Source organism: Peribacillus kribbensis DSM 17871 (assembly GCF_000430765.1).
In the GTDB taxonomy this organism is placed as follows: domain Bacteria; phylum Bacillota; class Bacilli; order Bacillales; family DSM-1321; genus Paraperibacillus; species Paraperibacillus kribbensis.
The window spans coordinates 63,815-88,170 of record NZ_KE387245.1 but is presented as its reverse complement, the minus strand read 5'-3'; the positions used below and the strand labels follow the sequence as shown (position 1 = coordinate 88,170).

Sequence of the window (24,356 nt, the reverse complement as noted above, 5' to 3'; positions counted from 1 at the left end):
GCTCAGTGGATGAGCAGCTTATTATATTATTCGATTCAATGAACACTGCTAGTATGATAAATGGAAATTTTTCCATGATTGCCGCAGCCGCATGCTCTGCTATATGATGGATAAAAAGAAAGAATTGCTAAAAGAGGATAAAGATGAAAATTTATATAAAGGTGAAAAGCCTCGCAAAAAGAAACAGATATATAGAGCAAGTTTTATTTAAATTTTCGACAAGACCCTCTTCTCTTAGGGAACTTATCACAGCAATTGTTATAAAGAATGTTGATGACTATAATGCTGGAGAAGGTCCCAAACAGATTTTGGGTTTTCTGTCAGCCAGCGATATTCAATCGAAAGCATCGAGCGGTAAAGTCGGCTTTTCACACAAATATGAAAATAAAAAGCAGGAATTACAGCAATCTATCAATATCTCCATTACTGCCTTTGAAGACGGATTGTACAAGGTCTTCATAGGGGAAGAAGAAATAGAGGACTTAAATACGCCCATACAGCTTGAGGATGAGAATGTAATTACTTTTCTAAGGGTAACCATGCTTACGGGAAGAATGTGGTGAAGAAGGGGACAAGCTATGAAGGACAGAGTTCAATATTATAAAACACTAAAATTAAAAGCGGATCTGCTGAATGAATCGGACCAGACCCTTGCAAAAGCATTAATTAATATTTTGCGGCGGCCTTATTATTCTTATAATGAGGAATTTCATTTGAACGGATGATTTTGAGTCTTTTATTGTAATTAATGATTATTTGAAGTATGTTACCAAAATGTGACCAATATCAATACTTTTAAAAAGGAAAAAAGTCTTCTAGTATTCACTTTTATAGTTACCGACAAGTCATGCAAATCCAGTAAAAAGGGTTTGCATTTTTTATTGATTAATTATTAATAACTTTTGGAAATGTTAAGGGATGCCGATGCTTCATAAAATTAGATTCACGAGATGAAAGTGGAAGAGAAATCAGGTGTTACGGTTAGCACTTTTGTGGAAGCCGAGTATTTTTCTGGTGAAGAAAGCTATACGATTAAAAAGGAGACCATTTTATTTTGCCGTCTGACAACGGAGAGTTTAGCATGGAAGGAAATATGGAGATTATTGTTTCTCATTCCTAAAAGATTGCTATACAGGAAAATCCCCTTTGCTACTAGAGAAGGCAGAGGGGGTTTTGTTTGTTTAAATAAGATAATTAATTCAGATTCGTTTGATACGTTACCGCAACAAACCTTTTTAGTAGGTTTTCAATGTTTTCTGATTTTACCGGCTTGCCAGTATTTAAAGCTGGTAGACAAGGAGCTATATGTACCTAAACAATGGGATTAGTTTTAAACTGATGGCCAGATGCAGCCGATCATTTTCATTTTTTAAATCCACTTTGCAAAGCTTTTCCACGGACTCAATTCGGTAACGTACGGTATTGTGATGCAGGAATAGTTTCTTTGCCGTTAAACGGTAATTCCCTCCCGTTTCTAGGAAGACCCGCAAAGTTTCGAGAAGATCTTTATGATCGTTCTTGTTTGAAATAAGAGGATCGAGCATTTCAAGGAAGAATAATTCCAGCTCGTTCCGTATTGCTTCGTGATGAAAAATCCTATATAACCCAAGGTCGGAGAAATGTGTGATACGATTTTGGCCAAATATCTGTGAGCCTATCTGTAAAGCTTGAACCGCTTCTTTGTAGGCTGTTTGAATCCCCTTATATCCTTTATGGAACCGACCTGTTCCGATGTCTAGTATGGTTTCTTGTGCCATATCTTCTAGTAGGCGGGCAAGCCCGGTTTTCAATTCTTTCGTTCCCTTTTCTATTTCAGCCTTGGTACATGTTTCGGGATTTACTGGTTGAAGAAAAATGAATCGCTGTCTTCCATCCAGGCCACCAATTACATTTGAAGAAAATAAACGCGTACAATTCCGTAAAATATACTCTTTTACCTCCCAAATCGCGCTTATCGATTGTTGAGGTGAATTGCTCTCTTTCATTGTGATATCGACGGCTGAGACAACATAATGTTCTCCTAATTCCCAACCCACTTCCTGGAATGACATCTTGGCCACTAAGTAAGAGAATGAATCATCTTCAAAAATTTGACGAAGCAGATTATGTCTCAGATTTCGTTTGGCTTTTCGATGCGCTTCCATTTTCTCAATTTCTAAAGCAGCAACAATTGTTGCTTGTTCAAGGGGGATGACATCTTCAGGACAAAATGGCCTGTTTTGCTCCAACATGACAATATAACCGTTCTTTGTTTGGCGGGCTTCAATCGGGATGACCACCCGGGGGTTAGTACCCTGTATGTGTGAAATTCGTGGAATGTCCTGAATCACTGTAGATGTCTCATCTTTCCCAGGGAGACAAAGTCCAGAAACGAGGTTGCTATCCGGTAAAGTTGGCATTTTAGAATGTGAAAACAAATGGTTGGAGGCCAAATCGATGATCGCCACCGGATTCTCAACATATTCCCCCAATAAACGGGCTATTTCCCGAAGCCCTCCATGGCCGAGTACCTGTTCAATCAACTGTTTTCGTATATAATCTGAACGTTCGAGCTGAGCCGCTTGCATATTGATGATTTCCGTCATAATTGGATTAATAATATCTGTCCAGGAGCACTCATAGGGGATGGAAATGATTGGCACTCCTAGTTCATCAGCTAACTTGCCAACTGAATCCGGTAATTGAGTCAAATAGCGGTTAAACTTAATACCTAAACCGCTTACATTAGCTTCTTTAAGAAAGGGTATGCTTTGGACTAAACTTTCAGCATTACCTTGAAAAGCAAAACCAGTAGTTAAAATAAACTCATTCCCGCGGAGCCATTGAAAGAAGTCAGGTACATCCGTCACGGTTACCGATGAAACCTGGCGATCTAAACCGGAAGCTCCAGCAATAACTTGTGCCCTGGTAAGACAAGGCATCTTCAATATCTCACGAAGTGTGATCATCGAATGCACCTCCAATCTATAAATTAATCAATTAAAATAATTATTCTATTTATGTTTTAATAATCCCTTCTATATACCCATATCTGTTGCAATTCACTGTTTTAAAGAGGGGTTTTATGTAAAATATGGTAGATTGGTCCTGTTAATTACGCAGAAAAAAAATACCGAGACACCATTCAATAGAATAGCATTCAAGTCTTTTTTGTACATATGTCCAAATAATCTTTTATTAGTTTGGATTTTTGTTCGATGATTCAGAAAATTATAAATGATATGCTAGGCATACTAAAGATCAAGGAGCTGAAGGCATGATGACGAAAGAAGTGGTTTGGACAAATGATGCACCAAAACCGGTTGGCCAGTATTCTCCGGCTACTAGATTCGAGAACCTATTAATCGTAGGTGGCAACGGACCTATTGATCATAAAACCGGAGAAGTTTTACGCGGCAATTTTGAGGAAGAAGCACGTTTGACTTTAAAAAATATGCAAACGGTCATTGAGGCTGGAGGTTCGTCTTTAAGCAGTGTATTGAAGGTTACTGTGTATCTTGCTAACATCGGTGATTTTGAGGCGTTTAATAAGGTTTATTCAGAGTTCTTTCCCGATGTAAAAACGGCACCAACACGGGCTGTCGTCGGGGTAGCAGGACTCTGGGATGGTATTTCCGTTGAAACGGAGTGTATGGCCATCATAAATGAAGAATAAAAAAACATTTTATAAAAAAGGGGAGAAACGGTGATGTCATTAGAAATCCGAATCATGAATCTTGGAGATATTGAAGCGGAAGCCAGTTTTACAGTGTTAGGGCATGCACCAGGCACAACAGTAAAGGTACCTACCTATGCCTTCCTGATTTTAGGGGCGGAAAAGCCAATCTTGGTCGATGCGGGATTCCGTACCACCGAAATTATGGGCCGTTTGGGGATGAAGGCTACGCAAACGGAAGAGCAAAAGCTTGAAAATCAGCTCGCAAAACATGGTGTAAAGCCGGAAGATATTGGTCATGTCATTCTTACCCACCTACATCTAGATCATGCAGGCCTCGTCTATAAGTTTCCGGAGGCTGTAGCGGTAATTCAACGTAAAGAAATGGAAGCGGGATTCAGCGGAGTAATGGGAGGGCAATATGTCTATGAAGATATGGAACATATGTTTCAGCGTCTCTACAAACCTGGCTCATTATGGCTTTTGGATGGGCAGGAATCCGGTCCGATCAGCGTAGTTCCTGGAGTGAAGTGTGCTTTCGCGAAAAGCCACTCACCGGGGATGCAATTCGTATATGTAGAAACATCAAAAGGGACAGCGGTGATTTGTAGTGACGCCATTTATAATATTGGATTGCAGACCCGCCATTACAGGGAAATTTATGGGAACTACTGGCCAAGCGGAAACCATTACTGGACGAAACGGGATGAAATGGCTGCAGTAGCCCGGGCATGCAACGATGCTGATTTCCTACTTGCTTCCCACGATTATGAAGTAGAAGAAAAGTATGGCGATAGAATTATCTAATGTTTATTATTTGAGTGGAGCTTACTTTTAAGAAAGGTAAGCTCCCACCTCTTTGAAAGGGAGTTTTTTTGTATGCGCTTACTTACATTTCATTCCCCCAAGGGTTTAACTTTAGGGGTTAAAACAGAGAGCGGAATCATTGATGTGGCCCTTGCCAAAACCAACAATGGGGGAGAACCGGACATACCGGTTACGATGGATGAGTTAATACGAGGAGATGACGCTGCTAAATCCAAACTGGATCACTTTGTTATGAAAGTTATTCAGGAAGAGAAAACGGACGTCCCGTGGCTCCGTAAGGAATCCTCGCTAACATTTGGTCCTAGTGTAACGGCCCCTGGAAAAATAATCTGTGTAGGGCTCAATTACAGGCGTCATGCAGAGGAATCAGGCATGACGATACCTGAGTTTCCGGTCTTATTCAGTAAATTTAATAATTCATTATCGGGTAACGAACAAACAATTTCCCTTCCAGAAGACGGATCCCAATTCGATTACGAAGCCGAATTGGCAATCGTCATTGGCAAGAAAGCACAAAATGTCACCAGGGAAGCCGCCCTATCCCATGTCTTCGGGTATTCAAACGCTAATGACTTCTCGTGCCGGGATCTCCAGATGCGGTCTGGACAATGGTTGTTAGGCAAAAGTTATGATACCTGGTGCCCTGTTGGCCCATATCTGGTAACTGCCGATGAGATTGAAGATCCAAATAATCTATCGATTCGCTGTTTTGTTAATGGGGAAATGCGACAAAATTCTACTACCGCAGACATGATTTTTTCATGTGATGTATTGATTTCATATATATCCAAGTATATAACCTTGGACCCTGGTGACTTGATTTTAACAGGAACACCAGAGGGAGTGGCTCTAGGGATGGAATCAAAACCTTGGGTAAAACCGGGGGACGAGATTGTTGTAGAAGTCGAAAATCTTGGTACCCTAACCAATGGGGTGGGAGAAAGAAAGTCCGCTGCAATCTATTAGAATTTGTTATATTCGGGAGGAATGAAAGATGGCTGATCTTAATCAAATCTATGAAGTAGAGACTGAAGTCAATGTACCGATTGCTATGAGAGATGGCGTCACTTTACTTGCAGATATCTATTATCCAAAAGGGGATGAAAAATTTCCTGTTTTGCTTATGCGTTCCCCTTATGATAAATCGCATTCCGAGTTTATGAGTTATCTGCATCCAGAGTGGTATGCCAGACAGGGATACATTGTGGTTACACAGGATTCCAGAGGGAAATATGCATCGGAAGGAGAATTCAATCCTTTTCATTATGAGCGCGAAGATGGATTAGATACCATTGAATTTGTGAAAAATTTACCTAGATCTAACGGGAAAGTAGGCATGTATGGATTTTCCTATGTGGGGGCCACTCAATTACATCCAGCTGTTGAAAATCCCGAGGGACTAACGGCCATTGCCCCGGCTTTTACCAATGACGGTTATTACGAGGACTGGTCTTATAAACATGGTGCCACCAATCTTGCCTTTTTGCAATCATGGTCTGCTTTTCTGTCATTGGATCAGGCTATGAGAAAAGGGAAGCCAGAAGCTGCTCGTCAATTAATGAAGATAAATACCACTATAACTGAAGAATACGATCACCTGCCGCTTACCGACCACCCGTTAATAGACTCAGATATTACTGCTTTTTATTATGAATGGCTCTCTCACCCGACATTCGACGACTACTGGAAAAAATGGCACTTGGGGAATAAATATAGCGAATTAAAGGTTCCCTCCCTGCACATTGGCGGATGGTATGATATTTTCATAGAAGGGACAGTCCGGAATTACATCGGCACGTCTAAATTAAATAAGAATCAAAAACTAGTTATCGGCCCTTGGTATCATATGCCGTGGACGAACTTTGTCGGAGACATTTATTTTGGGGAAGAAGCCAATAATGTAATTGATGAAATTCAGGTTCGCTGGTATGACTACTGGTTAAAAGGGAACGAGAACGGCATTATGGATGAACCGCCGGTATCAATCTTTGTCATGGGTGAAAATAAGTGGCGGCAGGAAAAGGAATGGCCATTAGCCAGAACACATTATACGCCTTTTTATATTCATAGTAAAGGAAGGGCGAACTCACTTAGTGGGGATGGACACCTGGATGTCCACCAACCAACCCGGGAGATTCCGGATATCTATGTCTATAATCCGCTTGACCCAGTACCAAGTGTGGGAGGACATAGCTGCTGTAATGCGGCACTGACCCCGATGGGCCCTAAGGACCAGAGAATCGTGGAAGGCCGCAACGATGTACTGGTTTACACATCTGAAGTCCTCACGGAAGATCTAGAGGTTACTGGACCAGTTGAGGCGATCATTTATGCTTCTTCCTCTGCAAACGATACCGATTTTACTGTCAAACTGGTGGATGTCCACCCAGATGGAAAAGCCATCAATCTATTGGAAGGGATTCAAAGAGCCAGTTATAAGGATTCAAATGAAGATCCGAAGCCAATTACTCCGGGAGAAATATATGAATACCGATTCCATCTAGGTAATACGAGTAATTTATTTAAACAAGGTCATAGAATCCGTATTGAACTATCAAGCAGTAATTTTCCTGCATTCGACGTAAATCTAAATTCGTTTAGGATTGATAAAGACGGAACATATGCAGATAGCAGGCTGGCTAATCAAAAAATATATCACGATGAGAAGCACCCCACTCAAATAATCCTGCCAATCATTCCAGGGTGAGGTTACAAGATCAATAGAAGCATGCAGCTGAAAGTATGTTATATAAAAGAATCATGAAAACAAAAAAACAACTGCTCCTTACCTGAGAGGGGGCAGTTGAACGCTTGTTATCGCAAAGGAGAGGATCGGAATGAGAAGAAGTAGACGGTAAAGAGGATTCGAATTATTGTAAAAAATCCAGAAGGATATTAGTCTCTCTTGTCGAACTAAGTTAGGTAAGGAGGTGGTGTTAAAATATGGATACAAACGCTTTTCTCGCCAGCTGGAAAGAGCAGTTAGAGAGCGAAAATACGAAAATTACTAATGACCTTGAAGCGATACAAAACCAAATTACAGAATTGCGACTAAAGAAGGAAGTAATAGACGAAGTCATTTTTTACACTAATTCTTCTGAGGATACTATTGAGTCTTTTAAACTGAGAACCGGATATAACGGAATGGTTTCTAGGCTCAATGCATTAGAGAACAGAGACCAGACAGAAGAGAAAGCAAGTAAACAGCAAAAACACTACAACAATTTAATTATCCAGCAAATTGACAAGAAACTTTAAATTCTGTTAACGTCAGCTCTCGGGCTGGCGTTTTTAATTTGCGGAAGGAGCAATTCGAATGAGAAGAAGTAGAGCCGGCCGGCCAGTCGGAACGAGGCCACCGTTAGACTTTCCATCATAAGGAAGCGATTTGTTGCTCCTATTTTATTACGGAGCCGAATGCCTAACGGCGGGCTTAAAAAAGAGCGCTAGTCAGAAAGAATGACCAACGCTTTGCGAAGTAAGAGTATATCTTCGTAGATGCTATTCCTGACTTGATTATCGCTAAAGTAATTATAATCAATTAATAAGCGTTCAAGTTCTTTAGTAATTACCAAGCGCTCCAAATCTCTATCCATAGGCAGCGCTCCTTCGCATAGCAATACTACTATGCAGGTTTAATCCTACCACTCTTCATTATATTAAGACAGTTTTAAGTAATTAAAAAGACACCTTTGCTTCAAGTGTAATAGTTTCGTTTTTTAGATCGAGGTTTGAGCGCTTCATTTCGACTAGCTCGGCACGCCGGAGCATCGTATCTAGGAGAACAAAAGCGATTACTTTCGTTCTGAAGCCGGTATAGACTCGTCATTAATCGCGGCAAATAGTTGTTTTACTTCTTCGGGAGAGAACGCCTCAACATTGTCAATCGGAGCCTTAACGGGCTTAAAGCGTTTATGAACCGATTCCGAAATCCAGCTCTTATCTTCGAAAGCATACCGGAGGAAGGCACGAACTGTCCTGAAGAGGATATTAACAGTGGCCGGCGCCAGCTCGAGCTCCTCAAGCATAAACCTAATCCAGCCGCAGAATAATTCCGTAGTCATTTCCACGGCACTTAGATCGCGCCCTAGGTACCACATTAGATATTCGTGATGAACGTAATACTCCTTGATCGTTCTTCGTGATAAGCCGTCCCCTTCTTCAAAACATGAACTGCTTGAACATTTCGCTCATTACAAGACTTTCGGAAGGGAGGGGCATAACACCTTCCCGCTTTAATTTTCGTACTGTTTTACACATAATAAAAAACCGCCTTTCGAATAAGTCCGAACGAACGGTTTTCGCGTTAAGTCTAATTCGGTTTTATATCGAGGTCTCAAACGGTCTTCTCTCAGACCGCCCGGAAACCGAGCAAGTATTTCGATAAAATCAGCGCTCAAATCACCGTCAAAAATCACCGGTCAAATCATCGGTAACCCTTACGAGAGTAAGAACGGAATGGCGGGACCGTGTGGGAATCGAACCCACCAGAGACGACACGCGCCTCTCATGCGGTTTTGAAGACCGAGGAGCGCACCAGCTGCCCTTCCGACCCCATTTATACACCGTTATTTCAACGTTTTATACGCATACTACAATGTAATCTAAACTCATCCTAAGTGTATCTCATTTAGCAGCGCACGTATTATAATATCTGAAATGATAGGTCTTATCAAGTTTAAGTCATAAATAGTTCAATACAAAAGGTAGTTAAATTAAACGTAATGATAAATTGGAACCACTCCTTCTGGAAGTGTGGGAATCTTACAAAGAAAAAGGGATAGGCATTCAGTCTTTAGGAACGATAGAAAAAGCAAGGTAGATTTTTATTAAACTATTGTCCATCTATTACGTATCTATTACAATTAGTGGTAAATCCAATATTGAGGTGCTTAATGAATATTCCTAAAGAACAGGTGAAAAAAGATCTAATACACGGATGGTCCGTTATTAGACATAAAGACATTAAGGTATTCATTGATGAAACAAATACGTACATTTTATTAGATTGGGAAGACGATGTGGTACTGAAATTTACTGTAGCTGATCATTCCATAAACATTCTTAAAGCATCGTGGGATTCTAAGTTTAATATTGATATTTCTTCTAAGGTACTCTTAGTAATGAATGAACCTGAAGATGAAGAAGAATAAGGAGGCCGTAAGACCTTCTCCTAATTGAGGATATTAGGAACTTTCTGAAAACGTTTGAACAAAGCCCATTCTTGAGGAATGGGCTTTATTATTGCTTCATTTTCATCATTTAATCGTTGAGATATACCTTATGGATTCGCTTTTCCTTATCAATTAAATCATCCATAAAGGAATTAAAACTCCCAACAAACTTCTCTACGCCTTCTACGTGATAAAAAGTGCTTGTTTTATCAAATTCATAGATTTCACCGTTAGGGGAATAGAGGTAAATCCTTTTTCCACGTCCAAGAGCTATTCCCAGTTCAATGTGGCTGCCTTTTCCTGCTGGAAGCAGAATGACAAGAATGTCAGATTGTTTGACTGCTTCTTTACCTTTTTCGCCAATGGAGGAGAGGAGTTCAAAGGTATCTGCTCTTCCGTTTTGTGTCCAATCATAGGTGTGAAACCAGCCTTCTGATTTTAGCCGCTCCGCCACCATTCTAACATTTCCTATATTCATAAAGCTGGATGCAATATAAAAGTTCATATGAATTTCTCCTTGACGAGTTAATATATACATTTTATCATGCCAGCAAACTTTTCCAGAGTATGAATGGTGCTAAAATCTTACAATTTTTATATGAATTTTCTTCATATATTCTACATTTAATATCAATTATCTTCATTATTAGAGCTGATTCTTCTCGTAAAATAGTTCCTTGTAATAACAAGGAGGGAGCAGATATAATAAGAATAGTATTATTTAGGAGGAAATAGGATGAACAATATGCTGAGCGGCTGGTTCTTATGGTTTATCCTGTTCTGGGTGGTTTTTTTAGTAGGGATGTTTGCCATCGGCGGATTTTTTATGTTCCGGAAATTTTTGAAAAAACTTCCCAAGGAGGACGGTCTGTCTGACATGGACTGGGAAGAGCATTATGTAAAAGAAACGAACAATCTTTGGAAGCAGAGGGAAAAGGACTTATTGGAGGATTTGGTGAGTCCGGTACCTGAGCTTTTCCGGGATGTGGCCCGCCAGAAGATTGCCGGCAAAATCGGTGAATTGGCGCTGAAGGAAAAGGCAAGCCGAATTTCTGAAGATTTGATTATACGCGGCTACATTATGGCCACTCCGAAGCGCGACCATAAATTCCTGTTAAAAAAATTAAATCAGAGACAGGTGGATGTAACCCCTTACCAGCATCTGTTCTAGGGTAGATGCCTCACTGAGCATAGAAAAAGGAAGCCATAGAACGGCTTCCTTTTCTCAGTTATAGCTGTATGAAGATTTTAAATAAGGCTGATTGATGGTAGGAAGGATCACTTCAATGGTTGTTCCTATATTCATCTGGCTGTCGATACGTAATTCCCCATGGTGGCTCTCAATAATTTTAAAGCAGGTCATCAGTCCAAGCCCCGTTCCTTTTTCTTTTGTAGTATAAAAGGGCTCACCAAGTGATGGAATCCGTTCTTTAGGGATACCGACTCCTTGATCCTTCACTTTAATGGATATTTTACCTGGGTCACTCTGCTTAACAGATACATCGATTCTTCCGCCATTGGGCATCGCTTCAATAGAGTTCTTCAGCAGGTTTAGGAAAACCTGCTTCAGCTGCTTCTCCTCACAGCTGACCATTGGCAGCCCGCTGTCAAATTCCACGAAAATCTGGACATTGTTCAAGATCGACTGTGTATTGATTAAGGTGACCACATCCTTGATCAGAGAGCGAATATCCTGTTCCTTAAAAACCGCCGCAGAAGGTTTGGCCAGAACGAGAAATTCGCCAACGATCGAATTGATCCGCTCAAGCTCGGACAGGACAATATCGACATACTCCTCTTTAAGATTGTCCGCCTTAAAAAGCTGGATAAATCCTTTGATCGATGTAAGTGGATTGCGGATTTCGTGTGCAATGCCGGCAGCCATCTGCCCGAGCAGGGCCAATTTTTCGGATTTTTGCAGAAGCCGGTCCGTTTGTTCCTTTCTTTCGGTAACATCCCTGCCGATAGATAGAATCGCCTTTTTCTCATCAAACACAATGGCGAGGGAAGACACTTCAAAAAAGAAGGACGTTCCATCCGGACGCTTAACCCTTATTTCAGTATTATTCAAGGGCTGTTTGATTTTTTTAGCCTGCTTGACCCGCTCCATCATACGGTTAATATATTCAATATGAACGAAGTCGAAAAGCGGTCTGCCTATGATTTGTTTTTTATCAGATGCTCCCATGATCTCAAGGGCGGCATTGTTGATGTAAATGATTTCTTTTTCGCTGTGAATAAAGACCGCTTCCGGGAACGATTCTATCAGCTGTTTATAGCTCTCAAGGTTTTTGCGGGCCTTTTTTGCATAATAGCGGGCAAGATCATACTGCCCGCCGACAAGCCAGGCAATTAACGTAAAAATTAAAAAATCCAGCGTGAAAAATGGTTTGTGATCAAACACAGTTTGATAGGCTGTAAAAGTAATTGAAATAAGTATTAATAGGATTTGTCCCCTGAAGCCCATGGTCAGCCCCTTATATAAATTTTTGCTTCTATCATAGCATATCAAAAGTATGGGCGGTGATAATTTCAAGAGGTATTTTGGATGATTTTCCATCTTTTTTCAGGAAAACCTGAGTGAAGCCATGTATGATCCCGAAAATATCGCTTCCAAAGCCGCAATGAAAAGCAGGGCTTTGACTATGAAGGAGTCATGAGGCAGGCTTCCTATGGAAAAGGAGGATTTTGCGATGCAGCCATCTGCTGCCTCCTGAAAAATGAAATGACTGACGGGAATAAGAGGCCTTCTATAAGGGTCCGTTTTTCATGGAGTTGTCGAAATGTTCGGAACGCGCGTTCGTTATGGGAGTTTTTAAACTTGTTTCAGTTTGCTATAATAAAAGAAGCGTAAATCAGATTAATAGACCCCTTATGAGGTGAATATATGAAATTTATCCATACTGCAGACTGGCATTTAGGGAAGATTGTTCATGGTATACATATGACTGAGGAACAGAGACATATGCTGCTGAAATTTGTCGACCTGGTAGAGGAAGAGAAACCGGATGCAATCATCATAGCGGGGGATTTATATGACCGTTCCGTTCCTCCTACAGAAGCTGTGGAGCTGCTGGATGAAATGCTGTTTAAATTAAATGTAGATTTTAAGATTCCGATTGTTGCCATTGCAGGCAATCATGATAGTGCGGAAAGGCTGAGCTTCGGCACAAACTGGTATAAACAGAGCCGGCTTTTCATTAAGGGAAAACTGACGCTGGATTTAGCTCCCGTACATATTGGAGGAGTGAATTTTTACAGCATTCCGTATGCGGAGCCAGGGACTGTCCGTCACCTGCTGAATGATGACAGCATTCATACTCATCAGGATGCCATGAAATCCCTTGTTGGAAAAATAGAAGAAACTCTTAACCCGAACGAACCCAATGTTTTGGTCGGACATGCCTTTGTACTTGGCGGCAAAACTTCCGATTCAGAACGGATCTTGTCTGTAGGAGGATCCGGTTGTGTTGGTGCCGAGCTGTTTGACTGTTTTGATTATACAGCCCTCGGACATCTTCACAGCCCGGATGCGATTAAGCATCCTAAAGTCTTCTATTCCGGTTCGCTGATGAAGTATTCCTTTTCTGAGGCTAAGCAGAAGAAGGCCGTCTCGATCATTGAAATGAAAGAGGATGGTACGTTTACCACTATGTCCCGCTCCCTTCAGCCAAAGAAAGACATGAGAGAGCTTGAAGGATATCTGGAGGAACTGCTGGATCCAGCCTTTTACAGCAGCCAGAGTCAGGAAGATTATATCAAGGTAACACTTCTTGATGAACTTGAAATTCTCGACCCGATGGGGAAATTGCGTCAGGTTTACCCAAACATCCTGCATCTGGAGAGAAAATGGAACATAACCGATATCAGGAGAAAAGACAGCTATTCACTTAAAAGAGATGAAAAGAAATCTGAACTGGATCTTTTTCAGACTTTTTATTCAAGCATGACCGACAGAGTGTTTGATGAATCAAAGGCTTCTATCATGACTGCTGTTATCGAAAAAACGAAGAGGGAGGGTGAATTCTAGTGAGGCCGCTTAAAATTACGATGCAGGCATTCGGTCCGTATGGCGGTCGGGAAGAAATCGACTTTACAAGCCTTGGCGCCAGGACGATGTTTGTTATATCTGGAAAAACAGGATCTGGAAAAACGACCATATTTGACGGCCTGAGCTTTGCCATCTATGGAAAGGCAAGCGGGGAAGACAGAAGCGGCCAGGAGCTCAGGAGCCAGTTTGCAGAGGATCATGTTGCGACAGAGGTCTCCCTTGAATTTTCCTTAAGGGACCGGATATATAAAATCCAGCGCTCTCCCCAGCAGGAACGCAAAAAAAAGAACGGTGAGGGCACGACGACTGTCACCGCCAAGGCCGAACTGTATGAAATGAAAGAAGACGGGGAAAGTCTCCTCTTAGGGGCAAATGTCCGGGATGTAGATGAGAAAATCAAAGAAATCATCGGGCTTGATGCCAATCAATTCAGACAGATCCTGATGATCCCCCAGGGAGAATTCCGCAAGCTCCTTATTTCTGAGAGCAAGGATAAAGAAGCAATCCTTCAAAAGCTGTTCCATACCGAAATCTATAAAAGAATCGAAGAAAAGCTTAAAGAGGATGCAAATTCACTTAAAAAACAGGCAGAGGCCAATAAAACTGAACGCAGCGCCATTATTAAGGATATTCACGCAGACAGCCATGATGGCTTACTGCTGGAAAAAGAAGCTGACTCTCCTAACGAAACCAGGATTCTCTCACTTTTAGAAGAAGATCTTTCAGCGCGTAAGAAACGTGTTTCTGTACTGGACGAACAGGAAAAAGAGAAACAAGCGAAAAGAGATTCAATCCAGCAGCACATCTATCAGGGCGAAGATCTGATTAAAAGCCTCGATGAACTGACGGTCCTTAAAGAAAAGCGGAACATCCTTGCCGCAAAAAAGGGAGAAATGGACGAAGCCAAAGCTTCAATCCAGCTTGCCCTAAAAGCCGAGGCTCTAAAAATCCAGGAAGAATATTACTTAAAAGCAGGCAGGCAGCTTAAGAGCACGGAGGAAGAAGCAGAAAATCTAAGCAAGAAGCAGAATCTGGCCCAGGCAGCAGTCAAGGAAGCAGAGGAAAGCTATCAGGCCGAACTCAGCAAAGATCCTTTGCGTGAGCAGGCCTCTGCAGAGCTTCATCGTCTAAAGGGACTGCATGGCGCTGTCACAGATTTGGCTGCCCTGCAGGAGGAGACCAAACTGCTTCATCAAAAAGTCAATGTGTCCGCTCAAAATAAAAACAAAGCGGAGCGCCATGCCCTTCTTTTAGAGGGAGAGGAAGAAAAGCTTTATGGGCTGAAAGAGGAAACGGATGCAGCAAGCCTGAAGTTCTCCGAGACAAACCGGGAGCTGGAAATTAAGCAAAGGCTCCTGAATGCATTCTCAAAAGTCAGGGATATCCAAACAGAAGCAAAACAGAAGCAGAACATCTTACTTATCAAAGAAAGAGATGCGAAGAATGCATCCAATCACTATCTTTCTTTAAAAGATACACTCTCAAATCTGGAAGAAAAATGGCGTTCTTCTCAGGCAGGAATCCTTGCTGCTCTCCTTGTTGAAGGAGAACCCTGTTCTGTCTGCGGTTCCGTACATCATCCTTCACCTGCTGCCGAAGCAATGGAAGTGCCAGGAGAGGAAGAATTAAAGAAAGTAAGAGAAAGACTGGCTGATGCTGAAAGATCCAAATATGAGGCAGATGCTTCCTATTATTCTGCTCAATCCGCTTATGAAGGTACGGAAAGGCTTTTACAGGAAAGATTAGAGTCCATCACGGAACTGCTTTCTGATTTCGCGCTTGAAAATCTGGATAACTGGCAGAAACAGTATAAAGCAGAGCATATCGCACTCCTGCAGAGACAAAAAGAATTAGAAGCGAAAAAAGGCCGGCAGGAAGAGGTTTTAACCAGACTGAATAAAGTGAAGGAAGATAAACTTCAAGCCAGGGAAACCATTAGAACCTTTGCGGCAGAAGAGGAGGCTGCTAAGGGCAGCTATATGGAATCCTTATCCAGGCTTCAAGGCATTGAATCCACTCTTCCGGAAGAATTAAGATCGCAAACCGCTTTTGAGGAATCTTTGAAAAAAGCCGAATTGAAGCTTCAAAAACTGCAGGAAGACCTGGAGAAATGTCAAAAAGATCTTCAGACAAAGAAACAGCAGGAATCCACCGCATCTGCACTCCTGCAATCTTCACAAAACCGGCTGGATGAACTGAGAGCAGGCTTGGAGAAAGAAAAAGCCAGGTTTGTCGAAGATATGCGGAGCCAGGGCTTTGAAAAATACTCCGATTACCGCAATGCGGTGATACCTGAAGAGGAAAGAAAAAGGCTTGAGAACAGCATCCGTGAATACGAACAAAGTGTTAATACCGTGGAAGAGCTTTACCTTAGCCTCGAAAGCAAGTTAAACGGAAAAGAAAAGCCGGATTTAGAAGGATTGAAGGCATCCTTTGTAGAAGTAGGGAAGGAGCTGGAGCAGCTCCGCCTCGACATGCGCGGCCTGCACATCAAGCTTCAAAAAAATCAAGAGATATATGATAAGCTCGGGCAGATGCTTGCCATGCAGAAGGAACTGGACGAAAGGTACAAAGTTCTGGGCCATCTTTATGAAATTGCCAGAGGACAAAATCCATTCAGGATCACCTTCGAAAGATATGTTCTTGCATCCTTCCTGGATGATATTCTCGTAGAAGCCAATCTCCGGCTTACGAAAATGACCGGCGGACGCTATCAAATGATACGAAAAGCCGATCCGACCAGACGAAATGTCCAGAGCGGGCTTGAACTCTCAGTCTATGATCAATATACTGGGCAGGAACGCCATGTTAAAACACTGTCTGGCGGAGAAAGCTTTAAAGCTGCTCTTGCCCTTGCGCTGGGACTCGCAGATGTTGTCCAGCAATATTCCGGCGGCGTTTCCCTCGAAACGATGTTTATTGATGAAGGATTTGGCACGCTTGATCCTGAATCCCTGGATAATGCAGTGGAAGCTTTGATCGACATTCAGAATAGCGGAAGACTCGTCGGGATCATTTCCCATGTTCCTGAGTTAAAGGAACGAATTGATGCACGGCTTGAAGTAAATGCAACCCAGAATGGCAGCTATACTCAATTTAGATTTATGAATTAGACCCGCCTGCTGGCCATTGACCTGGTCATAACCAGACAGGTAAGATGGATGAAAGAAGGGGATTCTATGGCTCTAAGTACGATTGGCATCGATGCCGGGGGAACTCTGATCAAAGCTGCATATTTTGAAAATGATCGATTGCATGTGAAAAAATATACCTACAAGGAAAGCGACTCCTTTTTTAGCTGGCTGCAATTCATAAGCGCCCGCCCTCAATTTATCATGACCGGCGGGAGGGCGGCCCAGCTCCAAAGCAGGCTCAGCCTTGATTCCTGCCGTATAGTCGGAGAATTTGAAGCAGTGCCGGAAGGAGTCAGGCATCTATTAAAGCAGGACCGCCATCTCTTACGGGAAGGCTTTATCTTAGTCAATATAGGGACAGGGACCTCCATTCATTATATTTCCAATACTGAATCCGAGAGGATGGCAGGAACAGGGATAGGAGGAGGCACTCTTTCCGGCCTTGCTGCCCTAATGACCGGGGAACAGGATTTTAATTAAATCGCTGATCTCGCCGACAAAGGGGATAGAAGCAAAATCGACCTTCAGGTTAAAGACATCTATGAACCTCTTGAGCCTCCGGTTCCCGGTCATTTTACAGCGAGCAACTTTGGAAAGGGGCTGGAGGCAGGAAATAGTACAAAAGAAGACCTCTTGGCAGGGGTTTACGGGATGATCAGCGAAACGGTCGCCCTTCTTTCCATTCATAATGCCAAGCTCCGGGAAGTCAAGGATATTATGTATATTGGTAACACGGTCGCTGCCAGCAGAAGATTGCAGGAGGAGCTGCGCCAGGTAACAGAAGCGTTTGGATTCCGATATCATGGGTTAGAAAAAGGGGAATACAGTGGCGCTGTCGGTGCCTTGCTTTCTTAATTATTGTTATTCTGCTATAGCAGTAACATATCAGGCACTATGTATGGGAAGGCATCTCCCAAATCTATTTAGCTGACTGAAGGGAGATTTTATGGAATATCTGTTTAGGTATCTTTTTAAGTGGGGCTTCCCTGGCTGGGTATATGTATTGATTGTCTCATCGTATTTTATCATCGAGGACAAATCTGTTTTTATAGCATTTTTTCATGGATTGTCTCCATCTGTCTCCGGGACATTTCTTATTTTATTTTCCGCAGGTCTTGTGATAGGATATATCATTCATCAAATCAGTCTTCTCCTTGGACATGTGATCTGGACGAAATGGCAGACTGCCTATCACAATGAGTTCAATGTAGAATCCATGATTATGGCTCATCCCGGCGGGAAGGAAATCTTGGACATCTACACAGGGAGGATGTCGGAGGTAGCGGCAGCAAGGTCGTTGACAGGAAGCGCTGTACTTTCAAGCCTTACACTTATCATCTTATTTTATTTGAATTCCTGGTCCACAGGAACTCTGCTGCTATTCATCGGCAATGCTATACTAGTATTAATCGTATTCATTAATTACCGCTATCTCACCAAAAATCTGCATTACTTTATTTTTCATTTAAACAAAGAGATGCTTTGGCAAGGAGCATGAAACTATATAGAGAGATTGGAATTTTAGAATGACAAAACATTTTACAATCGGCATGGCTGGCCATATCGATCATGGCAAGACATCGCTGACCAAGGCATTGACCAATGTGGATACTGACCGGCTAAAGGAAGAAAAAGAACGCCAGATTTCCATTGAATTGGGCTTTGCACCGCTCATTCAAAATGAGGAGCTGCACGTATCGGTCATAGATGTTCCCGGACATGAGCGTTTTATCCGTCAGATGATTGCTGGTTCCGCAGGCATAAGCCTTGTGATCCTGGTAGTCGCTGCAGATGAAGGAGTCATGCCGCAGACAAAGGAACATCTTGAAATCCTGGAGTTTCTCGGGGTTACAAAGGGCATTGTTGCCATTACGAAGATTGACAAAGTGGATGCAGATTTCTCTGCTCTTGTGCGGGAAGAGATTGCCCTTGAGCTGGAAGGCACATTCTTTGAAGATTCTCCGTTGATTTTTGTGGACAGTCTAACAAAAAAGGGGATAGAAGAACTGAGAAACGAAATCCTTTCTGAGCTTGAGTCACTTGAGCCGCTTGATTCAGCGGGGACTTTCCGCATGCCGGTTGATCAGGTATTCACTGTAAAAGGGCATGGGACAGTTGTAAGAGGGACTGTCTATAACGGCAGACTATCAGAAGGCCATTCTTTGTTCGTCTATCCTACCGGACTTGAGACCAAAGCAAGGCAGCTGCAGGTACATAATCATGAAGTGAGAGAAATAAATGCCGGGCAGCGTGCTGCGGTCAATCTTGCCGGCATAGCACACACTGAAATTAAGCGCGGGGACATTCTGATAGCAGATCCAGAAATCAGGAGCACGAAAATCATCGATGTTGTTTTTTCCAGTGCCAGAGTTCTTAGCAAGGATTTAAAGCAGCGGATGGAAGTGAAATGCTATACGGGCACCTCAGAGGTAATGGGCAGACTTGTTTTCTTTGATCGGAATGATGTTGGTTCAGACTCACATGATATTCTCTGCCAGATCAGGCTGGATCAAGAAATCGCTGTAAAACGCGGAGATCGTTTTATCCTCCGAAGGCCTTCCCCAGCAGAAACCGTAGGCGGCGGCTGGATATTGGACCCTGCAGCCGAAAAGTACAAATTCGGATCAAAGACCATCGAAATGCTGAGAAAAAAAAGGGAAGGGACCCCGCTGGACCGTATCCTTTCATATCTAAAAAAGGAAAAGGGCGCTGTAATAAAATCCATTGCCAATGAAACTTCTCTCTCAGTAGAAACTGTACTCGACATTGCAGCCGGTAACGGATTTGAATCCTACAAATCAGGCTATATCACACATGAGTCCATTGAGAGAGAATATCTGGAACAGGTGAAAAGAAAGCTCTCCGAGTATCATGAAACATACAGCCTTAGAAGTGGGTTGAATATTGCAGAACTATACACCGGGTTCCTATCTCTCTATCCCAGGGATCTTCAGGAATACTTTATCCAAAAGTATCAAGAGGCTGGAATTTTAAGAAGGAAAGGGACCACCCTTGCATGGAGTGAATTCCATCCGCACATCCCTGGAGGCTGGAATAAAAGAGCAGATTCACTGCTGAAGGAAATCGTAGGCCAAAGGTATATCCCGATTGACTTTCAAGAGCAATTCGCCGCTAGCGGGATTCCTCAGCAGCTAAAGACAGACCTTCTTAGATACTGGGTTGACAGGCAGATTCTTACAGAACTGAATGATCAGCTGGTGCTTGGGAAAGACACCTTTAATCAAGCTGTCAGCTTGCTGAAAAATCACTTTCCTGCAGGCTTTGAAACGGGCGAGGCTAAGGAGCTCCTTCAGCTATCTAGAAAGCACCTTATTCCTTTTCTTGAAAAAATGGATAGTGAACATATAACAACAAGAGAAGAGAATAAGCGGCATTGGCTGCAATAAACCCTGTCTCTAAGTATGGATAGGCTGTCAGGCACCCTTATGGCATCTGCAGGCTGTTACATGGTCGTTTACCATTCCGACAGCCTGCATGAATGCATAACAGATGGTTGGACCGACAAATTTAAAGCCTCTTTTTTTTAATTCCTTGCTCATTCGGGTGCTGATCTCGGTAGAAGCAGGAACTTGTTCTAATGAATCAAAATGATTCTGAATCGGCTTTTCGTCTACAAAAGACCAGATAAATCGACTGAAGGAGCCGAACTCCTGAACAACCTTCCCATAGGCATGTGCATTAGCAATCACCGCGTGAATTTTCAATGAATTCCGGACAATTCCCTCGTTTTTCATTAGTTCCTTTATTTTTTCCTCATCATATTGAGCAATCTTATCAGGATCAAACCGATTGAAGGCCCTGCGATAATTTTCTCTTTTCTTAAGAATGGTATACCAGCTTAAACCGGCTTGAGCTCCTTCTAGATTCAAATATTCAAATAGGAGTCTGTCATCATAAACAGGAACTCCCCATTCCGTATCGTGATACTCTATATATAATGGATCATCATTTACCCAGCCGCAGCGTTCCATTTCTTATCCTCCTGCTCTTCTTTTAATGATCTCATTATATCAAACATACGTTCGATTATCAAACTCCATTACGATAAATTTTTCTCCTTTTTAAACTTTGCTTTCAGGAGAGTATTGTTTATACTAATTCCATAAAATGGTTAAAAAGAGAAAGGAACGGGGGTAGAGCAGCATTAGAAGGATCCTCGCAATCAGCGATATACACGGGTGTTTGATTCCTTTTAAAGAGATGCTGGGTAAGACGGAATATGACCCCAAAAAGGATTTATTGATTCTTATGGGTGACTATATGGACCGTGGGCCGCAAAGCAGGGAAACTTTATCCTTGGTCATTGAGCTGGCTAAAGATGGAGCGGTTGCCCTGAGGGGCAATCATGATCAGATGTTTTTGGACTGGCTGTCAGGGAATCATTCTTCCAATGATCTTCATTTCTTTATGAATGGGGGTTTTGCCACCATTTCCAGCTATCTCGGATACGGCTGGTTTAAGGAAAACGGCTATGATGAGGAGCTGGTACAAAAAGCGAAGGAATATATACGGTCGCATTATCAGGAGCATATTGAGTTTCTTTCTGAACTGGATTATTTTTATGAAACGAAAGAATATATCTTTGTTCACGCCGGCATTAACCCTTTAATAGAGGATTGGCGGTATACGGATATCTATGATTATATCTGGATCAGGGACGGCTTCCTGCATACGGATCATCATTATGCATTCACAGTGATTCACGGCCATACACCAGCCAGGCTTTTGCACAAAAGAAATGATATTTTTTTCGGTAATAAAAAAATCGGGATAGATGGTTCATGCGCCTACGGAGGGCAGCTGAACTGTCTGGAAATCACGGAGGCAGGCTTCAGGCAATACACTATCCGAAATCAAATTTAAGGCCAAAAAGAAATAATTTTACATTTAAAGGGTTATTTGTTTTCGAATTTCCCTCATTTTCAAAAAAAAAGTTATAATGGAAAAATATTTTTTCAAAATACTCTTGATTAAAGAAATATTTTTTCATATAATATGAACATAAAGTGAAAGTGCTTACAGACAAAAACCCTACATATGACAGGAACCAGTGTTAATTAGGAAAGACTATTAATAGATGTTCTTATTACAGAATTTGTAAGGGTTTACGTAAAAGGGAAAGGGTGAAAATCATGTATCATTTATTAATCGCATTATTAGCAATTGCAATTGTTATCATTGGTGTCTCAGTATTTAAGTGGCATGCATTTATAAGTTTAACAGTTGCCAGCTTATTCCTTGCAATCTTTACTGGATTATCCATGGACAAGATTGTAAGCGGGTTCGAAACGGGGGTCGGGGGTGTCTTAGGCCACCTTATCGGGATTCTTGCTCTGGGAACCATACTTGGTAAAATGATGTCTGAATCAGGCGCTGGTCTTCAAATTGCTGATTTCTTTGTAAAAAAATTCGGCGTCAAGAAACTGCCATGGGCCATGCTGGCTGCCGGTTTTATTATCGGAATTCCTGTATTTTTTGAGGTTGGCATTTTAATTCTGCTTCCTCTGGTAATCTCTATTCAAAAAACATCTAAACAAAATATCTTGCTGATCGCACTTCCGGCCATTGCGGGATTGTCCATCGTCCATGGATTGGTTCCTCCGCACCCAGGTGCCATTGCAGCAATCGGCATTTACGAAGCTAACCTTGGTAAAGTCCTACTTTATTCATTAATCATTGCGATTCCAGCTGCGATCCTTGGCGGCCCGGTATTTGCAAAATGGGTTCATAAGCGGGTAGTACCTCAAGGAGAAGCACAACTAATCCGTGTTAATACAGCCATGAAAAATCTTCCGGGAACTGGAATATCTTTCTTAATTATTCTTCTTCCTGTTGTATTGATGATATTATCTGCAGCTGCTCCTTATATGCACATGAATTCTGGACTAGAGAAATTCTTTATCTTTATCGGAAGTCCGTTAATTGCCTTATTAATCGCATGTTTTGCTGCATTTTATTTCCTTGGCATCCGCCAGGGCATCGACAAAAATGGAATTAAAAAGTTCACTGAAGAATGTCTGCTTCCTGTGGGATCCATCCTTCTGATTATTGGAGCGGGCGGAGGATTCAAACAGATTCTAATCGACAGCGGGGTTGGTAATACAATCGCTGAGATGTCTAAGAACATGTCACTGTCCCCATTAGTACTGGCATTCTTAATTGCTGGTTTAATCAGGATTGCTACAGGATCAGCGACTGTTGCCTTGACCACAGCTGCAGGTATTGTATCCCCGATCATTCAGAATATGACCGGTGTAAATGTTGAGCTATTGGTTATTGCGACTGGAGCCGGTTCACTGATGCTTTCTCACGTCAATGATGCAGGCTTCTGGATGGTTAAGGAATATCTTGGATTGTCTGTAAAAGAAACGTTCAGAACCTGGACGGTACTCGAAACCATTCTTTCATTCACTGCCTTCGCAGGTGCGTTAATATTGGATATTTTCTTCTAAATCGATTAACCATAAAAGCTGTCCGGATGAATTCATCCGGACTCTTTCTTTATTTTTGGCCGTTTCTGCAAAACTTCAGCAAGGCCCGTCATCCTTTATAAGCTTAAAAAACCCCCTCTCTGTCAAGGAAGAGAGGGGGTTTTTCACTTAGAGCTATTGCTGGTTTACCTGTTTCATTTGTTCCTGTACCTTTAAACATAATATATCCGTGTAGCAGGTAAACGAAAGTCTTATTCCCAGGTCTTTTAAGAGGGGATCGGTTTCTTCTATTCCTGTATAAAGAATGATTTGTTCACTCAAACTAACATTAGTTATTGGTTTAAGGGTCATAATAATTGCCTTTGCCCCCGTCTTTTTTATACTATTTAGAAGAGCAGAGGTTTCTTCATCATTGAATGCATCTGTAAGAACTATGGCAGCTTCTTTCTGATTCATCAGGCTTGCTGAAATAGGCTGTAGCAAAGGGTTTGTTACTGCATGTGCCTTAATGCCTGCCAATGTGAATCGCTGCGATGCTTCATTGGCAATTGCCGTCCATTTAGAGCCGGCAAATATGACAACGTTTTCAGCGAAACGCACTAAATCAACAGCCTGACTGATTGTTTCCAGATTCATATCTCGTTTCATGGACTGAAGGATCTTGGTTTGTACCTGAAAGTATTCGTCCGTAACGGACAGACTGGATTCTTTTATTTCATCCTCATCATCCGGAGCAGCAGGAGTGGTATATTCAGAAGCAAGCGCTATTTTCATTGCCTGAAAGCCTTTATAGCCTATTCTCTTAGAAAATCTGAAAACTGTTGCATCCGCAAGGCCGAGATCGTCTGCTACATCATTGATCGTCCGGTGAACGATTACTTCGGGATTGCTAAGAATATAATCGGCAACTTTCTTTTCTTTCTCGCTGAATTTTGAATACGAAGAGCGGATTCTCCCCAGGCAATTCTCATTCATATGTTATTTCCCTTTCGTATGGGTATATCTTCAGTATAGCATATTTATCTCGCGAAAAAAAATTTCTTGCAATCGTTTGCTATACTA

The 24,356-nt window shown here is 42.0% G+C and carries 23 protein-coding genes, 1 tRNA gene and 1 pseudogene; 17 read left to right on the top strand and 8 right to left on the bottom strand.

The features are described from left to right. Positions 1 to 143: 143 nt before the first annotated feature. The 3 genes from H539_RS0126940 to H539_RS33500 all read left to right on the top strand — a co-directional run bounded on the left by H539_RS0126940 (position 144) and on the right by H539_RS33500 (position 1,328). Positions 144 to 563 (top strand): hypothetical protein, encoded by a 420-nt coding sequence (locus H539_RS0126940; protein ID WP_026696107.1) that lies wholly within the window; start codon positions 144 to 146, stop codon positions 561 to 563. Between the two features lie 15 nt (positions 564 to 578). Beyond that, positions 579 to 725 (top strand): hypothetical protein, encoded by a 147-nt coding sequence (locus tag H539_RS31880; protein ID WP_155890302.1) that lies wholly within the window; start codon positions 579 to 581, stop codon positions 723 to 725. Positions 726 to 956: 231 nt separating this feature from the next. Continuing rightward, entirely contained in the window at positions 957 to 1,328 is a 372-nt protein-coding gene (locus H539_RS33500; RefSeq protein ID WP_155890300.1) for a hypothetical protein, read from the top strand. Here H539_RS33500 and H539_RS0126925 read toward each other — a convergent pair. Then, positions 1,302 to 2,948 carry a PucR family transcriptional regulator gene (locus tag H539_RS0126925; RefSeq protein ID WP_026696105.1) on the bottom strand — a complete coding sequence of 549 codons (1,647 nt, stop codon included), beginning with the start codon at positions 2,946 to 2,948 and terminating at the stop codon, positions 1,302 to 1,304. The two genes, H539_RS33500 and H539_RS0126925, sit on opposite strands and share 27 nt — an antisense overlap. A gap of 308 nt (positions 2,949 to 3,256) precedes the next feature. Between H539_RS0126925 and H539_RS0126920 the strand changes: the two genes are divergently transcribed. The 5 genes from H539_RS0126920 (at position 3,257) to H539_RS0126900 (ending at position 7,741) form a co-directional block, all read left to right on the top strand. Beyond that, positions 3,257 to 3,655 carry a RidA family protein gene (locus H539_RS0126920; protein WP_051348830.1) on the top strand — a complete coding sequence of 133 codons (399 nt, stop codon included), beginning with the start codon at positions 3,257 to 3,259 and terminating at the stop codon, positions 3,653 to 3,655. A gap of 33 nt (positions 3,656 to 3,688) precedes the next feature. After that, positions 3,689 to 4,462 (top strand): N-acyl homoserine lactonase family protein, encoded by a 774-nt coding sequence (locus H539_RS29870; protein WP_051348829.1) that lies wholly within the window; start codon positions 3,689 to 3,691, stop codon positions 4,460 to 4,462. 72 nt (positions 4,463 to 4,534) lie between these two features. Continuing rightward, entirely contained in the window at positions 4,535 to 5,449 is a 915-nt protein-coding gene (locus H539_RS0126910) for a fumarylacetoacetate hydrolase family protein (RefSeq protein WP_026696103.1), read from the top strand. Positions 5,450 to 5,477: 28 nt separating this feature from the next. After that, entirely contained in the window at positions 5,478 to 7,190 is a 1,713-nt protein-coding gene (locus tag H539_RS0126905) for a CocE/NonD family hydrolase (protein ID WP_035324311.1), read from the top strand. Positions 7,191 to 7,426: 236 nt separating this feature from the next. After that, complete coding sequence (locus H539_RS0126900; protein ID WP_026696101.1) at positions 7,427 to 7,741, top strand: hypothetical protein; 315 nt, start codon at positions 7,427 to 7,429, stop codon at positions 7,739 to 7,741. A gap of 188 nt (positions 7,742 to 7,929) precedes the next feature. Here the strand turns inward: H539_RS0126900 and H539_RS32505 are convergent, their stop codons facing one another. The 3 genes from H539_RS32505 to H539_RS0126885 all read right to left on the bottom strand — a co-directional run bounded on the left by H539_RS32505 (position 7,930) and on the right by H539_RS0126885 (position 9,039). After that, positions 7,930 to 8,079: a hypothetical protein gene (locus tag H539_RS32505; protein ID WP_169816050.1), complete on the bottom strand. Its 150-nt coding sequence runs from the start codon at positions 8,077 to 8,079 to the stop codon at positions 7,930 to 7,932. 198 nt (positions 8,080 to 8,277) lie between these two features. Further along, positions 8,278 to 8,553, bottom strand: a complete 276-nt coding sequence (locus tag H539_RS30440; protein WP_155890298.1) for a hypothetical protein — start codon at positions 8,551 to 8,553, stop codon at positions 8,278 to 8,280. A gap of 389 nt (positions 8,554 to 8,942) precedes the next feature. After that, a tRNA-Sec gene (locus H539_RS0126885) sits at positions 8,943 to 9,039 on the bottom strand. A gap of 339 nt (positions 9,040 to 9,378) precedes the next feature. Here H539_RS0126885 and H539_RS0126880 point away from each other — a divergent pair. Continuing rightward, positions 9,379 to 9,636: a hypothetical protein gene (locus H539_RS0126880; RefSeq protein ID WP_026696099.1), complete on the top strand. Its 258-nt coding sequence runs from the start codon at positions 9,379 to 9,381 to the stop codon at positions 9,634 to 9,636. Between the two features lie 109 nt (positions 9,637 to 9,745). Here H539_RS0126880 and H539_RS0126875 read toward each other — a convergent pair whose 3' ends face one another. Further along, complete coding sequence (locus H539_RS0126875; RefSeq protein ID WP_026696098.1) at positions 9,746 to 10,162, bottom strand: TIR domain-containing protein; 417 nt, start codon at positions 10,160 to 10,162, stop codon at positions 9,746 to 9,748. 240 nt (positions 10,163 to 10,402) lie between these two features. Here H539_RS0126875 and H539_RS0126870 point away from each other — a divergent pair, with 240 nt between their 5' ends. Then, positions 10,403 to 10,828: a DUF2621 domain-containing protein gene (locus H539_RS0126870; RefSeq protein WP_026696097.1), complete on the top strand. Its 426-nt coding sequence runs from the start codon at positions 10,403 to 10,405 to the stop codon at positions 10,826 to 10,828. 54 nt (positions 10,829 to 10,882) lie between these two features. Here H539_RS0126870 and H539_RS29860 read toward each other — a convergent pair whose 3' ends face one another. After that, entirely contained in the window at positions 10,883 to 12,124 is a 1,242-nt protein-coding gene (locus H539_RS29860) for an ATP-binding protein (RefSeq protein ID WP_035324309.1), read from the bottom strand. A gap of 420 nt (positions 12,125 to 12,544) precedes the next feature. Between H539_RS29860 and H539_RS0126860 the strand changes: the two genes are divergently transcribed. From H539_RS0126860 to selB, 5 genes and pseudogenes are all read left to right on the top strand, one after another. After that, complete coding sequence (locus H539_RS0126860; RefSeq protein WP_026696096.1) at positions 12,545 to 13,687, top strand: exonuclease SbcCD subunit D; 1,143 nt, start codon at positions 12,545 to 12,547, stop codon at positions 13,685 to 13,687. Next, positions 13,687 to 16,821, top strand: a complete 3,135-nt coding sequence (locus tag H539_RS0126855) for an SbcC/MukB-like Walker B domain-containing protein (protein WP_026696095.1) — start codon at positions 13,687 to 13,689, stop codon at positions 16,819 to 16,821. The genes H539_RS0126860 and H539_RS0126855 overlap by 1 nt, the downstream gene beginning before the upstream one ends. Before the next feature lie 48 nt (positions 16,822 to 16,869). After that, positions 16,870 to 17,697, top strand: a pseudogene (gene coaW, locus H539_RS33010) (type II pantothenate kinase). Between the two features lie 91 nt (positions 17,698 to 17,788). Further along, on the top strand, positions 17,789 to 18,340 hold the full coding sequence (locus tag H539_RS0126845) for a BA5345 family protein (RefSeq protein WP_026696094.1): 552 nt from the start codon (positions 17,789 to 17,791) through the stop codon (positions 18,338 to 18,340). A 28-nt stretch (positions 18,341 to 18,368) separates the two neighbouring features. After that, entirely contained in the window at positions 18,369 to 20,249 is a 1,881-nt protein-coding gene (selB, locus tag H539_RS0126840) for a selenocysteine-specific translation elongation factor (protein WP_035324307.1), read from the top strand. A 27-nt stretch (positions 20,250 to 20,276) separates the two neighbouring features. Here selB and H539_RS0126835 read toward each other — a convergent pair whose 3' ends face one another. Further along, positions 20,277 to 20,834, bottom strand: coding sequence for a DNA-3-methyladenine glycosylase I (locus H539_RS0126835; protein WP_026696092.1), 558 nt, complete (start codon positions 20,832 to 20,834; stop codon positions 20,277 to 20,279). 172 nt (positions 20,835 to 21,006) lie between these two features. On the opposite strand from H539_RS0126835, the gene H539_RS0126830 reads away from it, so the two are divergent. Together H539_RS0126830 and H539_RS0126820 are read left to right on the top strand one after the other, a co-directional pair. Continuing rightward, the gene (locus H539_RS0126830; protein ID WP_026696091.1) at positions 21,007 to 21,726 is read left to right on the top strand and encodes a metallophosphoesterase family protein; all 720 of its coding nucleotides are present in this window, start codon (positions 21,007 to 21,009) and stop codon (positions 21,724 to 21,726) included. A gap of 269 nt (positions 21,727 to 21,995) precedes the next feature. After that, positions 21,996 to 23,315 carry a GntT/GntP/DsdX family permease gene (locus H539_RS0126820; RefSeq protein ID WP_035324305.1) on the top strand — a complete coding sequence of 440 codons (1,320 nt, stop codon included), beginning with the start codon at positions 21,996 to 21,998 and terminating at the stop codon, positions 23,313 to 23,315. A 153-nt stretch (positions 23,316 to 23,468) separates the two neighbouring features. Here the strand turns inward: H539_RS0126820 and H539_RS29850 are convergent, their stop codons facing one another. Then, the gene (locus H539_RS29850) at positions 23,469 to 24,269 is read right to left on the bottom strand and encodes a MurR/RpiR family transcriptional regulator (RefSeq protein WP_051348826.1); all 801 of its coding nucleotides are present in this window, start codon (positions 24,267 to 24,269) and stop codon (positions 23,469 to 23,471) included. Positions 24,270 to 24,356: the final 87 nt, after the last annotated feature.